The 16,773-nt window shown below is 58.6% G+C and carries 17 protein-coding genes and 1 pseudogene; 7 read left to right on the top strand and 11 right to left on the bottom strand.

The features are described 5' to 3' along the window. The first annotated feature begins 4 nt into the window (after nt 1-4). Nucleotides 5-1,339 (top strand): sigma-54-dependent transcriptional regulator, encoded by a 1,335-nt coding sequence (locus PFY00_RS06950; protein ID WP_271431809.1) that lies wholly within the window; start codon nt 5-7, stop codon nt 1,337-1,339. An 88-nt stretch (nt 1,340-1,427) separates the two neighbouring features. On the opposite strand, the gene gap is transcribed toward PFY00_RS06950, so the two are convergent. Continuing rightward, nucleotides 1,428-2,432 (bottom strand): type I glyceraldehyde-3-phosphate dehydrogenase, encoded by a 1,005-nt coding sequence (gene gap / locus PFY00_RS06945; RefSeq protein WP_271431808.1) that lies wholly within the window; start codon nt 2,430-2,432, stop codon nt 1,428-1,430. A 257-nt stretch (nt 2,433-2,689) separates the two neighbouring features. Between gap and PFY00_RS06940 the strand changes: the two genes are divergently transcribed. Beyond that, the gene (locus tag PFY00_RS06940; RefSeq protein ID WP_271431807.1) at nt 2,690-3,655 is read left to right on the top strand and encodes a DUF808 domain-containing protein; all 966 of its coding nucleotides are present in this window, start codon (nt 2,690-2,692) and stop codon (nt 3,653-3,655) included. Between the two features lie 186 nt (nt 3,656-3,841). Here PFY00_RS06940 and PFY00_RS06935 read toward each other — a convergent pair whose 3' ends face one another. The 6 genes from PFY00_RS06935 to tkt all read right to left on the bottom strand — a co-directional run bounded on the left by PFY00_RS06935 (nt 3,842) and on the right by tkt (nt 10,602). Next, on the bottom strand, nt 3,842-4,030 hold the full coding sequence (locus PFY00_RS06935; RefSeq protein ID WP_271431806.1) for a DUF2065 domain-containing protein: 189 nt from the start codon (nt 4,028-4,030) through the stop codon (nt 3,842-3,844). After that, nucleotides 4,027-4,917 carry a protease modulator HflC gene (gene hflC / locus PFY00_RS06930; RefSeq protein ID WP_271431805.1) on the bottom strand — a complete coding sequence of 297 codons (891 nt, stop codon included), beginning with the start codon at nt 4,915-4,917 and terminating at the stop codon, nt 4,027-4,029. Before hflC ends, PFY00_RS06935 begins: the two co-directional genes overlap by 4 nt. Nucleotide 4,918: 1 nt before the next feature. Beyond that, nucleotides 4,919-6,076 (bottom strand): FtsH protease activity modulator HflK, encoded by a 1,158-nt coding sequence (gene hflK, locus PFY00_RS06925; RefSeq protein ID WP_271431804.1) that lies wholly within the window; start codon nt 6,074-6,076, stop codon nt 4,919-4,921. A gap of 67 nt (nt 6,077-6,143) precedes the next feature. After that, nucleotides 6,144-7,583: an FAD-dependent oxidoreductase gene (locus PFY00_RS06920; RefSeq protein ID WP_271431803.1), complete on the bottom strand. Its 1,440-nt coding sequence runs from the start codon at nt 7,581-7,583 to the stop codon at nt 6,144-6,146. A gap of 127 nt (nt 7,584-7,710) precedes the next feature. Then, nucleotides 7,711-8,385, bottom strand: a complete 675-nt coding sequence (locus PFY00_RS06915; RefSeq protein WP_271431802.1) for a M15 family metallopeptidase — start codon at nt 8,383-8,385, stop codon at nt 7,711-7,713. Nucleotides 8,386-8,556: 171 nt separating this feature from the next. Beyond that, nucleotides 8,557-10,602, bottom strand: coding sequence for a transketolase (tkt, locus tag PFY00_RS06910; protein ID WP_271431801.1), 2,046 nt, complete (start codon nt 10,600-10,602; stop codon nt 8,557-8,559). 244 nt (nt 10,603-10,846) lie between these two features. Between tkt and PFY00_RS06905 the strand changes: the two genes are divergently transcribed. Beyond that, a complete protein-coding gene (locus tag PFY00_RS06905; protein WP_271431800.1) occupies nt 10,847-11,515 on the top strand; it encodes a hypothetical protein in 669 nt (222 codons plus the stop codon). Next, nucleotides 11,512-11,913: a cell division protein ZapA gene (locus PFY00_RS06900; protein ID WP_271431799.1), complete on the top strand. Its 402-nt coding sequence runs from the start codon at nt 11,512-11,514 to the stop codon at nt 11,911-11,913. The genes PFY00_RS06905 and PFY00_RS06900 overlap by 4 nt, the downstream gene beginning before the upstream one ends. A gap of 100 nt (nt 11,914-12,013) precedes the next feature. On the opposite strand, the pseudogene grxD reads toward PFY00_RS06900, so the two are convergent. The 4 genes and pseudogenes from grxD to xth form a co-directional block, all read right to left on the bottom strand. Beyond that, nucleotides 12,014-12,373 (bottom strand): annotated as a pseudogene (grxD, locus tag PFY00_RS06895) (Grx4 family monothiol glutaredoxin); the annotation flags it as partial. After that, the gene (locus tag PFY00_RS06890; RefSeq protein ID WP_271431798.1) at nt 12,370-12,627 is read right to left on the bottom strand and encodes a hypothetical protein; all 258 of its coding nucleotides are present in this window, start codon (nt 12,625-12,627) and stop codon (nt 12,370-12,372) included. The gene PFY00_RS06890 and the pseudogene grxD, both read right to left, overlap by 4 nt. A 13-nt stretch (nt 12,628-12,640) precedes the next feature. Further along, nucleotides 12,641-12,877, bottom strand: a complete 237-nt coding sequence (locus PFY00_RS06885; protein WP_271431797.1) for a BolA/IbaG family iron-sulfur metabolism protein — start codon at nt 12,875-12,877, stop codon at nt 12,641-12,643. Between the two features lie 97 nt (nt 12,878-12,974). Then, nucleotides 12,975-13,757 carry an exodeoxyribonuclease III gene (xth, locus tag PFY00_RS06880; RefSeq protein ID WP_271431796.1) on the bottom strand — a complete coding sequence of 261 codons (783 nt, stop codon included), beginning with the start codon at nt 13,755-13,757 and terminating at the stop codon, nt 12,975-12,977. Between the two features lie 323 nt (nt 13,758-14,080). Between xth and PFY00_RS06875 the strand changes: the two genes are divergently transcribed. The 3 genes from PFY00_RS06875 to PFY00_RS06865 all read left to right on the top strand — a co-directional run bounded on the left by PFY00_RS06875 (nt 14,081) and on the right by PFY00_RS06865 (nt 16,772). Beyond that, on the top strand, nt 14,081-14,743 hold the full coding sequence (locus tag PFY00_RS06875; RefSeq protein ID WP_271431795.1) for a DUF6749 family protein: 663 nt from the start codon (nt 14,081-14,083) through the stop codon (nt 14,741-14,743). Between the two features lie 62 nt (nt 14,744-14,805). After that, nucleotides 14,806-15,864: a DUF6902 family protein gene (locus tag PFY00_RS06870; protein ID WP_271431794.1), complete on the top strand. Its 1,059-nt coding sequence runs from the start codon at nt 14,806-14,808 to the stop codon at nt 15,862-15,864. Further along, nucleotides 15,861-16,772 carry a DMT family transporter gene (locus PFY00_RS06865; protein WP_271431793.1) on the top strand — a complete coding sequence of 304 codons (912 nt, stop codon included), beginning with the start codon at nt 15,861-15,863 and terminating at the stop codon, nt 16,770-16,772. The genes PFY00_RS06870 and PFY00_RS06865 overlap by 4 nt, the downstream gene beginning before the upstream one ends. The last annotated feature ends 1 nt before the right edge of the window (nt 16,773 follow it).

The following is a 16,773-nucleotide window of genomic DNA, read 5'->3' as shown; positions in this document are numbered from 1 at the left end:
GCCCATGGCAAACGCAATGAAGATCGCAATCGTTGATGACGAAAAGGATATGCGGCAGTCGATCAGTCAGTGGCTGGCCTTGTCCGGTTATGACACTGAGACCTTTGCCAGTGCCGAAGAGGCGCTTGGCACCCTTGGCGCAGACTATCCGGGCATTGTGATTTCAGACATCAAGATGCCGGGCATGGACGGGATTCAGTTGCTCAAGAAACTGATGGGCTCTGACAGCGCGCTGCCGGTGATCATGATTACCGGCCACGGCGACGTGCCTATTGCGGTCGAGGCCATGCGCATCGGCGCTTATGATTTTCTGGAAAAGCCCTTTAACCCCGACCGCATGTCTGAGTTGGCGAAAAAGGCGACCAATGCGCGCCGTTTGACGCTGGATACGCGCGCGCTGCGCCGGGAACTGGCCGAAGGTGGTCAGATCATGAAAAAGCTGATCGGGGCCAGCCCGGCGATGGAACGCCTCAGAGAAGACATTCTCGATCTGGGGCAGGCCGATGGCCACGTTCTGATCGAAGGTGAAACCGGGACAGGCAAGACGCTCGTGGCCCACGCGCTGCATGCGGTAGGCGCGAGAGCGGGCAAGAAGTTTGTTCTGATTTCCTGCGGGGCTCTGGACGAAGATGCGCTGATGCAACGCCTTTTCGGGCCTGCGCAGCCCGAAGAAACCCGGCTTCCGGCGCTGGAAGAAGCGCGCGGTGGCACATTGGTGCTCGAAGACATCGAAGCGCTGTCCGACGCGGCTCAGGCGCGGTTGCTGTCGGTTATCAACGAGCAGGGCAATCCGCCTGAAACACGCATCGTTGCCATTTCGAACCTGCAAGAAGAAGGCCGCACCTGCGAACAGGCGCTGCGGTCGGATCTGTATTACCGTTTGGCTGCGCTCAAAATCGTTGTCCCGCCACTGCGGGCGCGCGGCGAAGATATCCTGACCCTGTTCACGCGCCTGTCGGAGCAGTTTGCCGAAGAATACGGCTGTGACGCGCCAAAAGTTTCCGCTCAGGAAGCGGCGCAGTTGTTGCAGGCGCCATGGCCAGGCAACATTCGTCAGCTTATTAACCTAGCCGAACGGGCGGTTCTGCAATCCCGTCGCGGGCAGGGCACCATCGCCTCGTTGCTGATGTCGGATCACGATCAGATGCAGCCGGTCATGACGACCGAGGGCAAACCGCTGAAGGAATATGTAGAAGCCTTTGAGCGTATGCTGATCGACAACACCATGCGCCGTCACAAAGGGTCGATCGCATCGGTCATGGAAGAGCTTTGCCTGCCGCGCAGAACCCTGAATGAAAAGATGGCCAAGTATGGCCTGCAACGGTCTGATTATCTGTAGAATACGGCGCGCTGTCGCCAGAGCCGTAAAGACAAAAAAGCCCGGTCATTCGTGACCGGGCTTTTGTTATGAGATCGCGTGAGCGCGATTAGTGCAGAACGCGGCCCATGGCTGCGGCGACGTCGGCCATACGCGCCGAGAAGCCCCATTCATTGTCGTACCATGCCAGAACGCGGACCATGCGCTTGCCGACCACCTTGGTCTGGTCCGGTGCAAAGATTGAGGAATGGGTGGTGTGGTTGAAATCCACAGAAACCTTCTGCTCTGGATCGTAGGACAGAACCATACCCATCCGGCCCGCTGCTGCTTCGGCAACCACTTCGTTCACATCCGCAACGGATACGTCCTTCTTGGCGTAGAAGGTCAGGTCTACGGCCGATACGTTAGGTGTCGGTACACGCACGGCAGAGCCATCGAGCTTGCCTTTGAGGTTTGGCAGCACTTCGCCCAGTGCTTTGGCCGCACCGGTTGATGTAGGGATCATTGCCATGGCCGCGGCGCGGGCGCGATACAGATCGTTGTGGCGGCGATCCAGTGTTGGCTGGTCGCCAGTATAGCTGTGGATCGTGGTCATGATGCCGGATTCAATGCCGATGCCTTCATCCAGTACCTTGGCAAGAGGAGCGAGGCAGTTGGTTGTGCACGATCCGTTCGAGATCATTGTATCGCCAGCCTGCAAGTCGCGATGGTTTACACCGTAGACGATTGTCTTTTGAACGTTCTTGGCCGGAGCAGAGATCAACACGGACTTGGCGCCGCGCTCGATGTGTTTGCTGGCCTTGGTGCCGTCGTTGAAATTGCCTGTGCACTCCAGAACAACGTCGCAGCCGCCCCAGTCCAGCTCTTCCATATCGTAGGTGGACATCACATCGATTGGGCCGCGGCCGAGGTCCATGGCATTTCCGGAAACTTTGACTTCGCCGGGAAAGCGACCGTGAACACTGTCATAGCGCAGCAGATGCGCTGCTGTCTCGATGGGGCCGGTCGCGTTGATCTTGACGACCTGCACATCGTTGCGCGCCGACTCGGCGATATGAGACAGTGTGCAACGGCCAATGCGGCCAAAACCATTGATCCCGACGGTGACAGTCATGAGGTTCACTCCTTTGAAGCGTTGCGCGCGGTATACGGTGGCGTGCAGGTGCAGCAAAGGAAAAAGTCTATTTACCACAGACTGTTAGCGGTAAACGTGACCGATTGACTGCTGATTGCGCTAACGAAATTTGGTAAAAAAAAGTCGTTTGCGTTAACGGTCTTTGCAAAGGGTCAGTGGTGATTCTGAGTTGTGCGGTGGTTGCGCTTGGCGACAAGGCGGCTAGGCTGCGCTGAAATGAGAACGGGGTATGAGTTATGAGCGGACTTCTAGCGCTTCTGGATGATGTGGCCGGTATTGCCAAGATCGCGGCGGCCTCGGTGGACGACGTTGCGGCCAACGCGGCCAAGGCCGGAGCCAAGGCGGCAGGCGTCGTGATTGATGACGCGGCGGTAACCCCGAAATACGTCACTGGCTTTGAGCCGGCGCGGGAATTGCCGATGATCTGGCGGATTGCGCGGGGCAGCTTCATCAACAAGCTGGTTTTCCTGCTGCCTGCGGCGATGCTGATGTCGGTCTTTGCGCCATGGCTTGTTCCGCCCCTTTTGATCCTTGGCGGGTGCTACCTGTGCTTCGAAGGCGCTGAAAAGATCGTGCACGTCCTGATGCCGCATGACGATCATTCAGGCGGCCCGGATGGCAGCCACGATATCGGCGATCCCAAGAAGCTCGAAGAAGAAAAAGTGAAGGGCGCGATCAAAACGGACTTCATCCTGTCTGCCGAGATCATGACCCTTTCGCTCTCCGTAATCGAGAGCGACAGCTACTGGATTCAGGGCGTCACCTTGGCCGTCGTCGGCATTGCCATCACCATTGCCGTTTACGGCGCGGTCGCAATCATCGTGAAAATGGACGATGTCGGCATGTGGATGAGCCGGGTTGGCAAGCTTGGTCTGACACGCGGACTGGGCCGCCTAATCGTAAAGATGATGCCGTGGTTTCTTAAGCTCTTGTCCATTGTCGGGACGGCGGCAATGCTGTGGGTAGGGGGCTCTATCATTGTGCATTCCCTCCATCAGATGGGCTGGCATTGGCCGGAAGACACAATCCACCACTATGCGCATGCTATGGGCGGCGGCGATCCGGCCGGTGACTGGATCGCCAAGGCGGTCATTGACGGGATCCTTGGGTTCATCGTTGGGCTGATCCTGATCCCGATTGCCATCAAGATCCTGATCCCGCTCTGGAGCGCCGTGACGGGTAGCAAGAGCGCCGCACACTAGGGCGGCGGCGCTGTCTTGCGCTCTAAGAGGGGCTGTTTGGTGTTGCAGTGCACAGGCTTCCGCAGAGGGTCGGGCCTGTCAGGCACTAAAGCAAGTCGTGAACTGTGCATATCGCCGCCAAGACGGATCCCGCAGGGGTGGCCAGTCATGGCAGGCCCAAGGCAGGCGTTCACCGGGTTTGTCGCGCTATTGCACCATCCAGAGCAGCAGAACACCGGTCGCCGCCGTCAATATGCCGAGTGTGCGCCGGCTATCGATTGGCATGGCGCGTAAAGCTTCGAGCATGCGTTCCACAAGCGAAGGGGCCAGTGCGTACACCAGCCCCTCGATCACGAGGACCAGAGCGATCCCCGTTAGTATGTCCGTCCCGGTCATTGGGATGCCGGAGCGCCTGCGTTCTCGCTCTTGAAGTAGTCAAAGAACTGGCTGTCGGGCGTCATGACCATGGTCGAGTTGCCACCGCGCAGGGCTTTTTCATAGGCCTGCAGCGAACGGTAGAAGGCAAAGAACTCGGGATCAGCACCAAATGCGTTGGCAAAGATGCCGTTGCGTTCCGCATCTGCCTCACCGCGAATGACGTTGGCTTCGCGATCCGCTTCCGACAGGGTCTCAGTCACGGTACGGTCTGCCAGGGCGCGAACACGCTGGGCCGCCTCGTTACCACGGGCAATCTCATCAGCCGCTTCGCGGGCACGTTCGGCGCGCATCCGTTCGAACGTGGCGTTCAGGTTTTGCTCGGGCAGGTTGGTCTGCTTAAGGCGCACGTCCACAACATCGAGACCAAGACCGCGCGCAGAGGTGCGCGCCTGATCGCGAATACGGGTCATAAGCTCACGGCGATCTTCGGAGAGGATCGTATCAGATGTGACCTGATCGGCACCCAGAACCTCACGGATCTGCGCATTCAGAACCGAAGACAAGCGATCTTCGGCGGCGCGGATACCGCCGACACCAACGGCCTGACGGAACTGAACCACGTCAGCAATCCGGTAACGCGCAAAGGCGTCTACGACCAAACGGCGGTCGTCAGAGGGCGTGACTTCGATGGTTTGCGTGTCCAGCGACAGGATCCGGTCGTCATAGCGTACGACTTCCTGAATGAACGGGATTTTAAAGGCCAGACCGGGGTCTTCCTTGACGGCCTTGATCTGACCAAACTGCAGGACCAGTGCTTTTTCGCGTTCGTCGACGACAAAAACCGACGACAACAGTACAACGATCCCAACGACGAAGGCGGGCAAAAGATAACTTGTCTTACGCATCTTAGTTTCCTCCTGCCGGACGGCGCAGTTCATTGAGTGGCAGATAGGGGACAACGCCGCCGCCGCCCGCACCGCCTTCGGTGATTGAGTTGTCGAGGATCATCTTGTCCACGTCACCCAGAACGCTTTCCATGGTTTCGAGGTAAAGCCGGCGGCGCGTTACTTCTGGCGCCTTGGCGTATTCTTCGAGAACCGAGGTAAAGCGTGAGGCTTCACCCAAAGCGTTGTTGACCACTTGGCTACGATAACCTTCGGCCTCTTCGAGTGTTTGTGCTGCCTGACCACGGGCTTCGGCAACAACGCGGTTCGCGTAGGCGTCAGCCTGACGTTCCAGACGGTCGCGTTCCTGTTCGGCAGCCTGAACTTCGCGGAATGCGTCGATGACTTCGCGTGGTGGATCAGCTGCGTCAAGGTTCACACGAACGATCGAGATACCGCTGTCATATTCATCCAAGGTCGCTTGGATGCTTTGCATTGCGCTGTCGGCGATCAATCCACGATCCCTGTTCAGGATCGGAGCGAGGTTCGATGCCGCGATAATTTCGCGCATGACGGATTCAGAAACAGCCTGAACCGTCAGTTGCGGGTCGCGGATATTGAACAGAAGTTTCGCCGGATCCGTGATGTTCCAGACCACCTGGAACTCGATGTCCACGATGTTGGCGTCTGTGGTCAGCATCAGGCCATCGTTGCCATTGCGGCCGCCACCGATGTTTTCGGTCCGTTCAGAGGTCACGTTGACGACCTCGTAGGTAACCACGGGCCAGGGGGCAAAGTTCAGACCGGGATTGCCAGTGCTGGAGTATTCGCCAAGGAACAATTCGACCGACTGTTCTTCTGGCCGCACGGTGTAGAAGCTCGAGAAAAGCCACAGGCCGATCAAGCCGAGCAGGCCAAGCACCACGGTGCCGCGTGTCAGACCCGGTCCGCCATCGTTGCCGCCAGACCCGTTGGCGCCGCCACCGTTGCCGCCGCCTTTGCCGCCCATCAGAACGCGCAGGCGTTCCTGGCCTTTTTTCATCAGCTCATCGATCTCGGGGATCTGATTGTTATCATCGGGGCCGCGGCCTCCGCCGCCGCCACCACCGCTCGGTCCGCGACCATTGTTGCCGCCGCCTGAACCGCCGCCCCCCCAGGGGCCGCCGCTGTTTCCTGCCATTGAGTCTTTCCCTCTTGGTCGTCTGTCTCGTCTGCTAGTCTAGAACCTGTGCGCTTTAATCAGGAAATCAACCCGTCCGCACCGGATTGCGCATGGTTACCAGTTCTTCGGACATGGTGGGATGAACCGCCACAGTCCGGTCGAAATCTTCTTTTGTCGCGCCCATTTTCACTGCAATGCCCGCCATCTGGATCATCTCGCCCGCGCCGGGTGCGACGATGTGGCATCCCAGTACCTTGCGGGTTTCTTTGGACACGATGAGTTTCATCATGACCCGATCCGGTTGTTGGGCAAAGGCGGTCTGCATGGGCCGGAAGGACGTGCTGTAAACTTCGATTTCTTCTTGTTCACGCGCCGCTTCTTCGGACAGGCCAACAGTGCCCATCTCTGGCTGAGTAAAGACTGCCGAAGGGATCAGGTCATGATCGACTTCGGTCGGGTTGCCTTTGAAAACCGTCTCGACAAAGGCCATGCCTTCGCGAATTGCCACGGGCGTCAGGTTTACGCGATCGGTAACGTCACCAATTGCATAGATCGACGGAACCGATGTCTGGCTATAGCCGTCCACTTCGATTTTCCCGCCGCGGCCCAGAGCAATCCCAAGCTCTTCAAGGCCAAGGTCATCGGAGTTTGGCTTGCGCCCGGTGGCGAACAGAACCTTGTCGAAGACGGCAGTCGAGCCGTTGGTGGCCTTGACCCAGACCGGTCCCTTATGGCCTTCGTGGGTTGTCCGCGGGCTGAATTGTTCGGCTTCGACCGGGGCTGCCATGTCGTCGGCATCAGCCTCTGCTGCAGGGCGGGCCTCAACGATGTTGGTACCCGTGTGCAGATCTATGCCGCGCTCACGCATCGAGTCTGCGATCAGACCGCGCGCTTCGTCGTCGAAGCCGCGCAGGATTTGCGCACCGCGATAGTACTGCGTCACCTTAACGCCCAGCCCATGCAAAATGCAGGCAAATTCACAGGCAATATATCCGCCACCGATGATCAGAACAGATTTGGGCAATTCTGGCAGGTGAAAGATATCATCCGAAACCATGCCCAGTTCTGCACCCGGCAGATCTGGTCTGACAGGCCGTCCGCCTGTTGCGATCAGAATGTGTTTGGCCGTCTTGGTTTCGCCAGTGGACAGCTGGACCGTGTGCGGGTCTTTCAATGTTGCGCGCGCATCAAAGGTTTCGACGCCCGATCCAGACAGGAGTTTGCGATATACGCTTTCAAGCCGGTCGAGCTCCTGATTGAGTTGACCGCCAAAGGCGTTCCAGTCGAACTGCCCGTCCTGAATATCCCAGCCATAGGCGCGGGCGTGGGCAGGCATGTGGCTGTATTCGGACGCAAAGACCATCAACTTCTTCGGAACGCAGCCCCGGATCACACAGGTTCCGCCGTAACGATCTTCTTCGGCCAAGGCCACCTTGGCGCCGGTTTCCCCGGCTGCTACCCGCGCAGCACGGACGCCGCCAGAGCCGCCTCCGATCACAAAGAGATCATAGTCAAACTTGCTCATGCATGCCGTCCTTTCGCCTTCCGGAAAAAGGTATTTCACATGGGCGCAGGGAAGGCCAGTGCCGGCGCTCGGTTCGGGCGTTCATTAGGGCTCGGCTCAAGTGGAATTGCGCCGGGCAGGGGCCTCGTCAGTTGCCGCTTTTAGAAAAGTGCTGGTAGTCCTTGGAAGAAGACCAGTCGCCGCCCCAACCCCAGCCTCGGGATTTGAACGCTTCGACAACCGCGCCGTCGGCCAGAATGAGGCCGGGGTCTGTCGTGTTAGCGCGTTCCTTGCGGGTGTCATAGGCCCGCCCGTTCGGTGGCGACGTGTAATCGCCGCGCACATAGGGATTCTGGACCGGATTGATGTCTATGGCCAATCCGCGTGCATGTTCCGACAGCCGCTTGGTGCCGCCGATGAACCGGCAATTAAAAGCGCTGGTGTTGTTGGCGGTCATCGAACGCAGGTCTTCGCCCAGAAATTCGTGCACCGGGCGCATCAGTCGAAACTGGAAACCGGCAGCCTTGAGATCCGCCATGATGTCGAGCATGTCATCGGCAACAGAGACGGCCACGATCAGTTTGCCTTCTTTGGTTTCACCATCGAACCCATTGTATGGAACGGTCAGCAGGCTCAGTTCTTCGCGCGTGGGGCAGGGCATATCAGAATGCCATGACAGATCCTGCATCTTTGCCCACATCTGATCCGGGATCGGCCCATGACTGCCGCGAAGGATTGCAATTTCGACGGGTTGCTCAGCGATGGCAGCGTTCGAACAAAGCGAAAGACCGATCAGAGCGGAAGTGACGATGGATTTAATCATGGTTGCCTCAAAACAATCTGAAGACAGCCTAGCGTGTTTTGAACGCGCTGCGTGAGTCACTAATTCCGTACCTGACAAAGGGTCTTTGGTCTGCGCGCAGATTTTGGCGGCCTCAAAAAGAAAACGGCGCGCAGGTTTTCCTACGCGCCGCAATCTGTAGTAAAAGAGGGCCTAGACCGTTGTGTCAGGCTGCCATTTGCCTTCGGTGAGGTCCTTGGCTTTCTGCGCCACGGCTTCGGCGGTGATGCCGAATTTTTCGAACAGAACGTTTGCCGGTGCCGAAGCGCCAAAGCCGTGCATGCCGACAAATCCTGCCTTTTCACGGCGGCCGCGTTCACCGAACAGCCAGCGATCCCAACCAAAGCGGATGCTTGCCTCGACCGCAACACGGACAGGGCCAGCCGGCAAGACGCGCTTGCGATAGGCTTCGTCCTGCATTTCGAACAGCTCCCAGCAAGGCATGGAAACAACCCGTGTCCCGATCCCCTGTTCCTGAAGCATGTCACGGGCAGCCAGCGCCAGCGACACTTCGGACCCAGTGGCCATCAGAATGACCTGACGCTTGCCTTCTGCTTCTGCCAGAACATAGGCGCCTTTCTCGACAAGGTTGGTGTTCTTGTGTTCGGTCCGCACGGTTGGCAGGCCCTGACGCGTCAACGACAGGACAGACGGCGTGCCGGTCTGGCGCAAGGCGATTTCCCATGCTTCGGCCGTTTCGACAGTATCCGCAGGGCGGAACACCAATGTATTGGGTGTGGCGCGGCTGATAGCCAAATGTTCAACCGGCTGGTGGGTTGGACCATCTTCACCAAGACCGATGCTGTCATGCGTCATCACAAAGACAGTCGGCACTTTCATCAGGGCTGCCAGACGCATGGCCGGACGGGCGTAATCTGTGAAGGCCATGAAAGTGCCGCCGTAGGGGCGCACGCCGCCGTGCAGAGCCATGCCATTCATTGCCGAAGCCATGCCATGTTCGCGAATGCCCCAATAGACGTAGCGGCCCTTGCGGTTGGTGTCGTCAAAGACGCCCAGATCTGCGGTGAGCGTGTTGTTTGACCCAGTCAGATCGGCGGAGCCACCCACGGTTTCCGGCATGATCGGGTTGACCACCTCGAGAACCATTTCCGAGCTTTTGCGCGTTGCGACCTTGGGGGCGGTTTCGCTGATCTGCTTTTTCAATGCCTTGATGGTTGCGCTCAGCTTCTTGGGTGCTTCGCCAGACATCATGCGGTTGAACATGGCCTGACGGTTTTCGGACAGCTCGGCAAAGCGGGCTTCCCAGGATTCGCGATCGGCAGCTCCGCGGCTACCAGCCGCTTCCCACCAGCTCTTTACGTCTGCGGGCACATCGAATGGCGCAGCGTTCCAGCCCCAGCCTGCCTTGGCGGCGTCGTTCTGCTCGGCGTTGGTCAACGCGCCGTGCCCTTTGGAGGTGTCCTGCGCAGCGTGACCCAGTGCGATATGCGTTTTGCAGGCGATCATGCTGGGCGATTTGGTCTTCTTAGCCGCCTCAATGGCCGCATCGATTGCCTCGGGGTCGTGACCATCGATTTCCTGAACGTGCCAGCCGGATGCCTTGAAGCGCTTGACCTGATCGGTGCGATCCGAAAGCGAAACTTTGCCATCAATGGTGATGTCATTGTTGTCCCAAAGCACAATCAGCCGTCCCAGCTTGTGACGGCCTGCGATGCCGATCGCTTCTTGGCTGACGCCTTCCATCAGGCAGCCGTCCCCGGCAATGACATAGGTGTGGTGGTCGACAACCTTGCGCCCAAAGCGCGCGCGCAGGATTTCTTCGGCCATAGCAAAGCCGACTGAGTTGGCGATGCCCTGACCCAGCGGACCGGTGGTTGTTTCGATGGCCTTGGCCATGAAGTTTTCCGGGTGGCCAGCGGTTTTCGCGCCCCACTGGCGGAAATTCTTGACCTGCTCGAGTGTGATTTCCTCATCGCCGGCCAGATAGAGCAGGGCGTAGAGCAACATGGAGCCGTGACCGGCGGACAGGATAAAGCGGTCGCGGTCATGCCAGTCCGGGCGCTTGGCGTCGAACTTGAGGTGCTTTGACCACAAAACAGTGGCGACATCGGCCATGCCGATGGGCATGCCGGAGTGGCCGGAATTGGCTTCGGCTACGGCGTCCAGCGCCAGGGCCCGGATGGCGGTGGCGCGCATCCAGTGATCAGGGTTCTTGGCTTTAAGGTCTTGGATATCCACGGCGCTCTGGTCCTTTGGAAGTAAGGTTGCGCAGGCTCAATATCATCGCGGCGTGGAATATCAAGCGCAGCCAGACAGCCAATTCGCCACAAGGATGAAGCGCGCCCCGTAACACCTTGGAACATAAGGGGCGCATTTTTCCGGGGTGCTTGCTAAACTTGCTTATTCTTATGGGCCATCGATTCGCGTGTGGCCTGAATGAAAAGATACATCGCTGGTGTCAGGTAGGGCCAAAGGGGGCGGAATGAGCCAATTGGATGACTTGCAGGGGCGGATCACACAGGCCTTGGATCGCGTCACACGCGCCGTGGACAAGTGGGAACCGTCTGTTTCATCGCAGGAGCTGGAGGCGCTGAAATCCCGCGCCGCCGCAGCCGAAGCCGAAGCGGCCGCGGCAACTGCGGCAGCAGCGGCGGCAGCCGACGCCATGGCCGAAGCAGAAGCCGCCCGCGACGCAGCCCCGGTGCCCGACCCGAGCCTTGCGCAAACCAGCGCCTTTGACGTCCCGTCCTCGGGCGGTGCAGACGTGGAAGCGCTGCAACTGGCACTGGAAGACGAAAAACTGGCTAATGCTCAGCTCGAAGAACGGCTCAAGGCGTTGCGTGGCCGCATCGAAGAAGAGACCGCCGGTCTGAGAGAGCAGGTCGAATCCCAGCGTGAGGCCATGGCCCAACTGGACTCGGACCTGCAACGTCTGCGCACCACCAATGAATCGCTCAGACAAACCAATGCGGATCTGCGCGAAGCGAATGCCAAAGGCGTCGGGGAGCCGCATTTGATCAACAAGGCGATGCTGACAGAGCTTGAAGCTCTGCGCGCCACCCGCAGCGCTGAAGCCGCCGAGGCAAAACTGGTGCTCGGTGCTGTCGAGGCCGCAATCAGCGAAGCAGACGAACAGGAGCAGGTGTCATGAGCCAGATCGAAGTGGAAATCAGCATCGGCGGTCGCACCTTCGAAGTGGCCTGTCAGCGCGGCGAGGAACAGTATCTTTATTCCGCCGCCAAGATGCTCGACACCGAAGCCGACGTTCTGGTCAGTCAGATCGGGCGCATGCCCGAAGCGCGGATGTTGCTGATGGCGGGCCTCATGCTGGCAGACAAGACAGCCGGACTGGAAGAGCGCCTGCGCGAAGCCGAAGACCGCATCGGAGCCTTGCAAACCCAGTTGACCGAACTGCAAAACGCGCCCGCGCCCGAACCACACCGGATCGAAGTGCCTGTCATTCCTACGGATGTGACGGACGCGCTGGCCGAACTGGCCGCCCGCGCCGAAGCCTTGGCCGAAACCGCAGAGGAAAAAGCGGCGGGCTAAAAGCCTCTAAGCGGCAACAAAAGAAAAAGCGGCCGGGTTTGAATGCCCGGCCGCTTTTCTGTTTCGCTATTGCCGGATGAACGGCGCGGCGCCGTATCAGGCCGTTCGCTTCGCGGATCTTTTCTGCCGCGTCTTTGTCGTAGGCGATTTGGTTTTCTTCAAAAAGCTGGTCCAGCTCGCCCGATAGGGTCATTTCCGTGATGATGTCACAGCCGCCCACGAATTCGCCCTTTACGTAGAGCTGCGGAATGGTGGGCCAGTCGGAGTAGTCCTTGATGCCCTGACGGATCGTTTCGTCAGCGAGCACGTTCACATCGGCGTAGTCGATGCCCATGTAGTTCAGAACACCGGCCACGCGGCTGGAGAAGCCGCACTGAGGCATGGATTTGGTGCCTTTCATGTAGAGCACCACGTCGTTTGCCTTGATGGTTTCGTCGATTTGGTTCTTTGCGTCGCTCATTGGTCTGCGTCCTTGGATGCGTTTGATTTTGAATGCGGTACGAATTGGCGGGCGTATTCCTGAGGATCGCGTGGAACCTTCCAGGTTTTGACGTTTCCGCCGCCGACGCCGGATTGATAGTCGGATTTCAGGTGATGATAGCCTTTGCCCGGCTCGCTGCCACGGCGCCCGGGATGGCGCCGCTGTTCCAGCATGGCCAGCGCGACAATCATCGCGATGACCAGCGCAAGAGCGATCAGAACAAAGATGTCCATCACGCGGTGCCCATCAGCCCGGCACGCGGGTGGTCAGGGCCAAAGCGTGCAATTCACCGGCAGGGCCGTCCATCTTGCCCTTGAGGGCTGCATAGACGGCGCGCTGTTGTTGCACGCGGTTTTTGCCACGAAAGCTTTCGTCCTCCACCATGGCGGACATATGAACACCGTCATCGCCTTCGACGACGATCTTGGCATCCGGGAAAGTCTCGCGCAGCAGGCTTTCGATTTCTTGGCGTCCCATGGGCATGTTGAGTGCCGCCCCCTTCGTGTTTGATTACTGTCTACCCAGAGTTAGTGCGCGGGCCCGCCCGGTGCAAGCAGAGTGCACAGTGTATCTGTGTCTCTTACAGGGCCAGATCGACCCAGACCGGTACGTGATCCGAGGGTTTGTCACGCCCGCGGATCGCTTTATCGATCTGGCAATCGGTCATCAGATCGGCGGCCTGCGGTGTCAAAAGCAGGTGATCGATCCGAATACCGTTCCCGCGCTGCCAAGCGCCAGCCTGATAGTCCCAGAAGGAATATTGCTCTGGTGCCTGATTGCGGGCGCGGAATGCTTCGGTGAAGCCTAGGTTCATGATCCGCCGAAAGGCGGCGCGGGTTTGCGGCAAAAACAGTGCATCCTCGCGCCAGCTGTTGGGCTTGGCCGCGTCTTCGGCCTGCGGAATGACATTGTAGTCACCGGCCATCATGGCGGGCATCTCGTCAGCCAACAGCTGTCGCGCGCGTTTTTCGAGACGCTCCATCCAGGCCAGCTTGTAGTCATACTTGGGGCCGGGCGTTGGATTGCCGTTCGGCAGATACAAACCGCACAGACGGCAGGCGTGTTTGTCGCCGACAACTGTGGCCTCGATCCAGCGCGCCTGTTCGTCTTCATCGTCACCGGGCAGCCCCCGGGTGACATCTTCGAGCGGAAACTTGCTCAAAATCGCGACCCCGTTGAAGCTTTTCTGACCGTGGGTCTCGACAATGTATCCTCGGTCTTCGAAAGGCTCGCGTGGAAACGCCTCGTCGATCGATTTGATCTCTTGGCACAGAACCACGTCCGGTTGTGCTTCATCGAGCCAGTCGGTCAGGGCGCCGATGCGGGCTTTGATGCCGTTGATGTTGAATGTTGCGATCTTCATGCGCGGCCTCCCGTTTGCTCAGCTATCGCGCAGCAGAGGCCCCGGCGCAAGTCAATCGCAGGCGTCTCACCGTAAATGGGTAGGCGATTCGAGGGCGTTAAGACTTTGCAAAACGCCGATTTTTTGCAAACTTTTTTTTAGTCCACAAGAAATAGGTCTCTGTGGATAAGGCATGTTTGTGGGGAAGGCCGGAAGCCTGAGACTCAGCCTTGATGTGGACAAAGCATGTATTAATCAACTTTAACAAGAATTAACTTTTTTGCAAACAAGTTTTCCGGGCAGCGTGAAGGGGTCAATCAACTAACCCAACACGGAGCACCACCATGTCTGCACAACTCAAGCACATCAGCCGTCAACAACCCCTCAACACCACGACCAGCGCCAGCGCTCTGACCGGCGAAAGCGTGGAAATGTTCACGTCCTGGTCCGGCCCCGAAATGGGCGACATGAACGACGGCGCAGCGACCGAAATGTTCACGTCGTGGTCTGGCCCTTCGGCTGGCAACACTGACGCCGGCGACGCGGTTGAGATGTTCACATCGTGGTCCGGCCCTGTGGCAGGCAACACCGATGCGGGCGACAACGTCGAAGCGTTCACGTCCTGGTCCGGCCCAACCACCGGCGAAGCAGACAGCGGCGATGCGGTTGAAGCCTTCACATCGTGGTCCGGCCCTGCGGCAGGCAACACCGATGCGGGCGACAATGTCGAGGCGTTCACGTCCTGGTCCGGCCCAACCACCGGCGAAGCAGACAGCGGCGACGCGGTTGAAATGTTCACATCGTGGTCCGGCCCTGCGGCAGGCAACACCGATGCGGGCGACAATGTCGAGGCGTTCACGTCCTGGTCCGGCCCAACCACCGGCGAAGCAGACAGTGGCGATGCAGTCGAAGCCTTCACCTCATGGTCCGGCCCTACAACTGGCGAAGCCGACGGCGGCAACGCGGTAGAGGCCTTCACCAGCTGGTCCGGCCCAGCCAAGGCCTGAGACGATCGATGAAACCGGGCGGGGCGCAGGGGCGCTCTGCCAATACCGACAAGGATATTACCATGAGCAACGTTATCTCCCTTGCCGTCCCGTCCCGGATTGAACCGCTTGAGACGCGGTTATCTTCTCTGGTTGCCCTTTTTGCGCGAGAGCGCCGGACGGGCGACGATGTTTTCTGGCTCAAGGAAAACGCCGAGCTGTTGAATATTCTGGAATGCACGGGGCAGTCTGTTGCCCCAGATGCCTTGGCCGTGCATGGCGGATTCTATGCTTCGGCCATGGAACGGTTGCAGTTCTTTCCGCAGTACTACCGCTTTCTTTTGTCGCTGGCCCTCGATCTCGAAGATCTTGGTATGCCGGGCGAAGAAGCAGCCAAAATGGTCGATTTCGCACATGGCGAAGGCTTGGCCGAGGCCGAATTGTCGGATCTGCAACGCGCCGAGGCGCGTCGGCTTATGGCAAGACGTGGCATTGATCCGGTTAACGATCCTTTTTTGAACGATCGCTTGCGCACATTCGCGTCACGCACAAAGACATTTGCGCTGCCAAATAAGAAAGCAGCCTATGAGCTGACACATATTGTGTTCTACCTGTCCGAGTACGGTCGGCGTGATCCAAATTTGACACAAAATGCGCTAAAAAGTCTGCATTTTGCTGGTCTTACAGCATTTCTTGACCAAAATGCGGATTTGCTTTCTGAAATTTGCACGGGTATGGTCTATGCAGGTGAACAACCACCGGCTGTATGGACGGCTTGGTTGGCCCAAGAAACGCGCAAGTTCGAGCTGGAGGCCGGTGAGACAGTGTCTTTGAATGATGCATACCATGAGTTTCTGGTTTGTAACTGGCATGCTGCTGTCGCGGGTGAGCCGATTTTCCGCAAACCTGTTTCCGCAACAAGAACCCGTTTTGACCGCCCTAAGGCGGGCGCGCCATTGCGCGAGATCAGCCAGACCATGATGGCCTTGGAGAGCCAGCGCAGCGGTGACTGGGATGTGATGCGCCGCCGGATGGAGCCGCAGCTTTCTGCGCAGGCCAACGATGTGCTGAACATGGCCGCTGAAAGCTCCGATCACTTCGATGCGTTTTTCGAAGGTTTTGCGCGGGCAGGCCGCTCATGAACGCGGCTCTGGCAGGCGGAATTTTGATCGTACTCTACACGGGTATGATCGCGTCTGCTGATGGGATCACAAAAATGATCGCTGGCGGCTATGAAGCGCCGCAACTGTTTGTCTTGTCAGGATTGCTGGTTGTTGCCTTCAGCGCGTCCGCTGTGCGGATGAAAAAGGGTGAGACGCTGCGGGTTCGCAGCAAAAAGGCAATGGCGATCCGGTCACTTCTGACGGTGGTTGCCTCTGTGGCTTTCTTTCAGGCCTTCAGGTTGCTGCCCTTTGCGGATGTTTTCCTGTTTATCGGCCTGACGCCATTGATCGTGGCTGCGATCTCTGGCCCGCTTTTGGGCGAAAGCCCGCGGCCACTGGCTTGGGTCGCTTTGGCGGTTGGCGTGGGCGGCATGCTGTTCCTGATGCCGGGCGGTGTCAGTGCGGCGCAGACCGGTCATATTTGGGCTTTGGTGGCGTCTGTGACCGGCAGCATTTCGATGCTGATGGCACGCTACATCGGAAAAATAGAAAAAGTCGCGCTGGCACAGGTCTTCTGGCCCAATCTGGCACTGGTGCTAACGATGGCTGTGGCGCTGCCCTTTGTCTGGCGCCCGATGGAACTTGGGGATGTGGTCTGGATCGCAGGCTACGCTGTGTTCCTGTTTGGCGCGCGTTACGTCTCGGTCGAGGCACTGCGCTTGCTGCCAGCATATGTGGCGACGCCCTTGATGAACCTTCAGTTCATTTGGATGGTCGCCATCGGCTTCTTTGCCTTTGGCGAAGTGCCGGGCGTCGGAACGGTTCTGGGCGTGATGCTGGTAATTGCTTCTGGACTGTGGCTGGTGGTGGAAGAAACATTGGCCGCCGACAAGGCTGCCAGTTCGCGCGGGTTTATCGCCCATTCGCGCAAGGCTAAACGCGTTTAAC

Origin of the sequence: Thalassococcus lentus (genome assembly GCF_028023555.1) — a bacterium.
Taxonomy (GTDB): domain Bacteria; phylum Pseudomonadota; class Alphaproteobacteria; order Rhodobacterales; family Rhodobacteraceae; genus Thalassococcus_A; species Thalassococcus_A lentus.
This window is presented reverse-complemented; position numbering and strand designations above follow the sequence as displayed.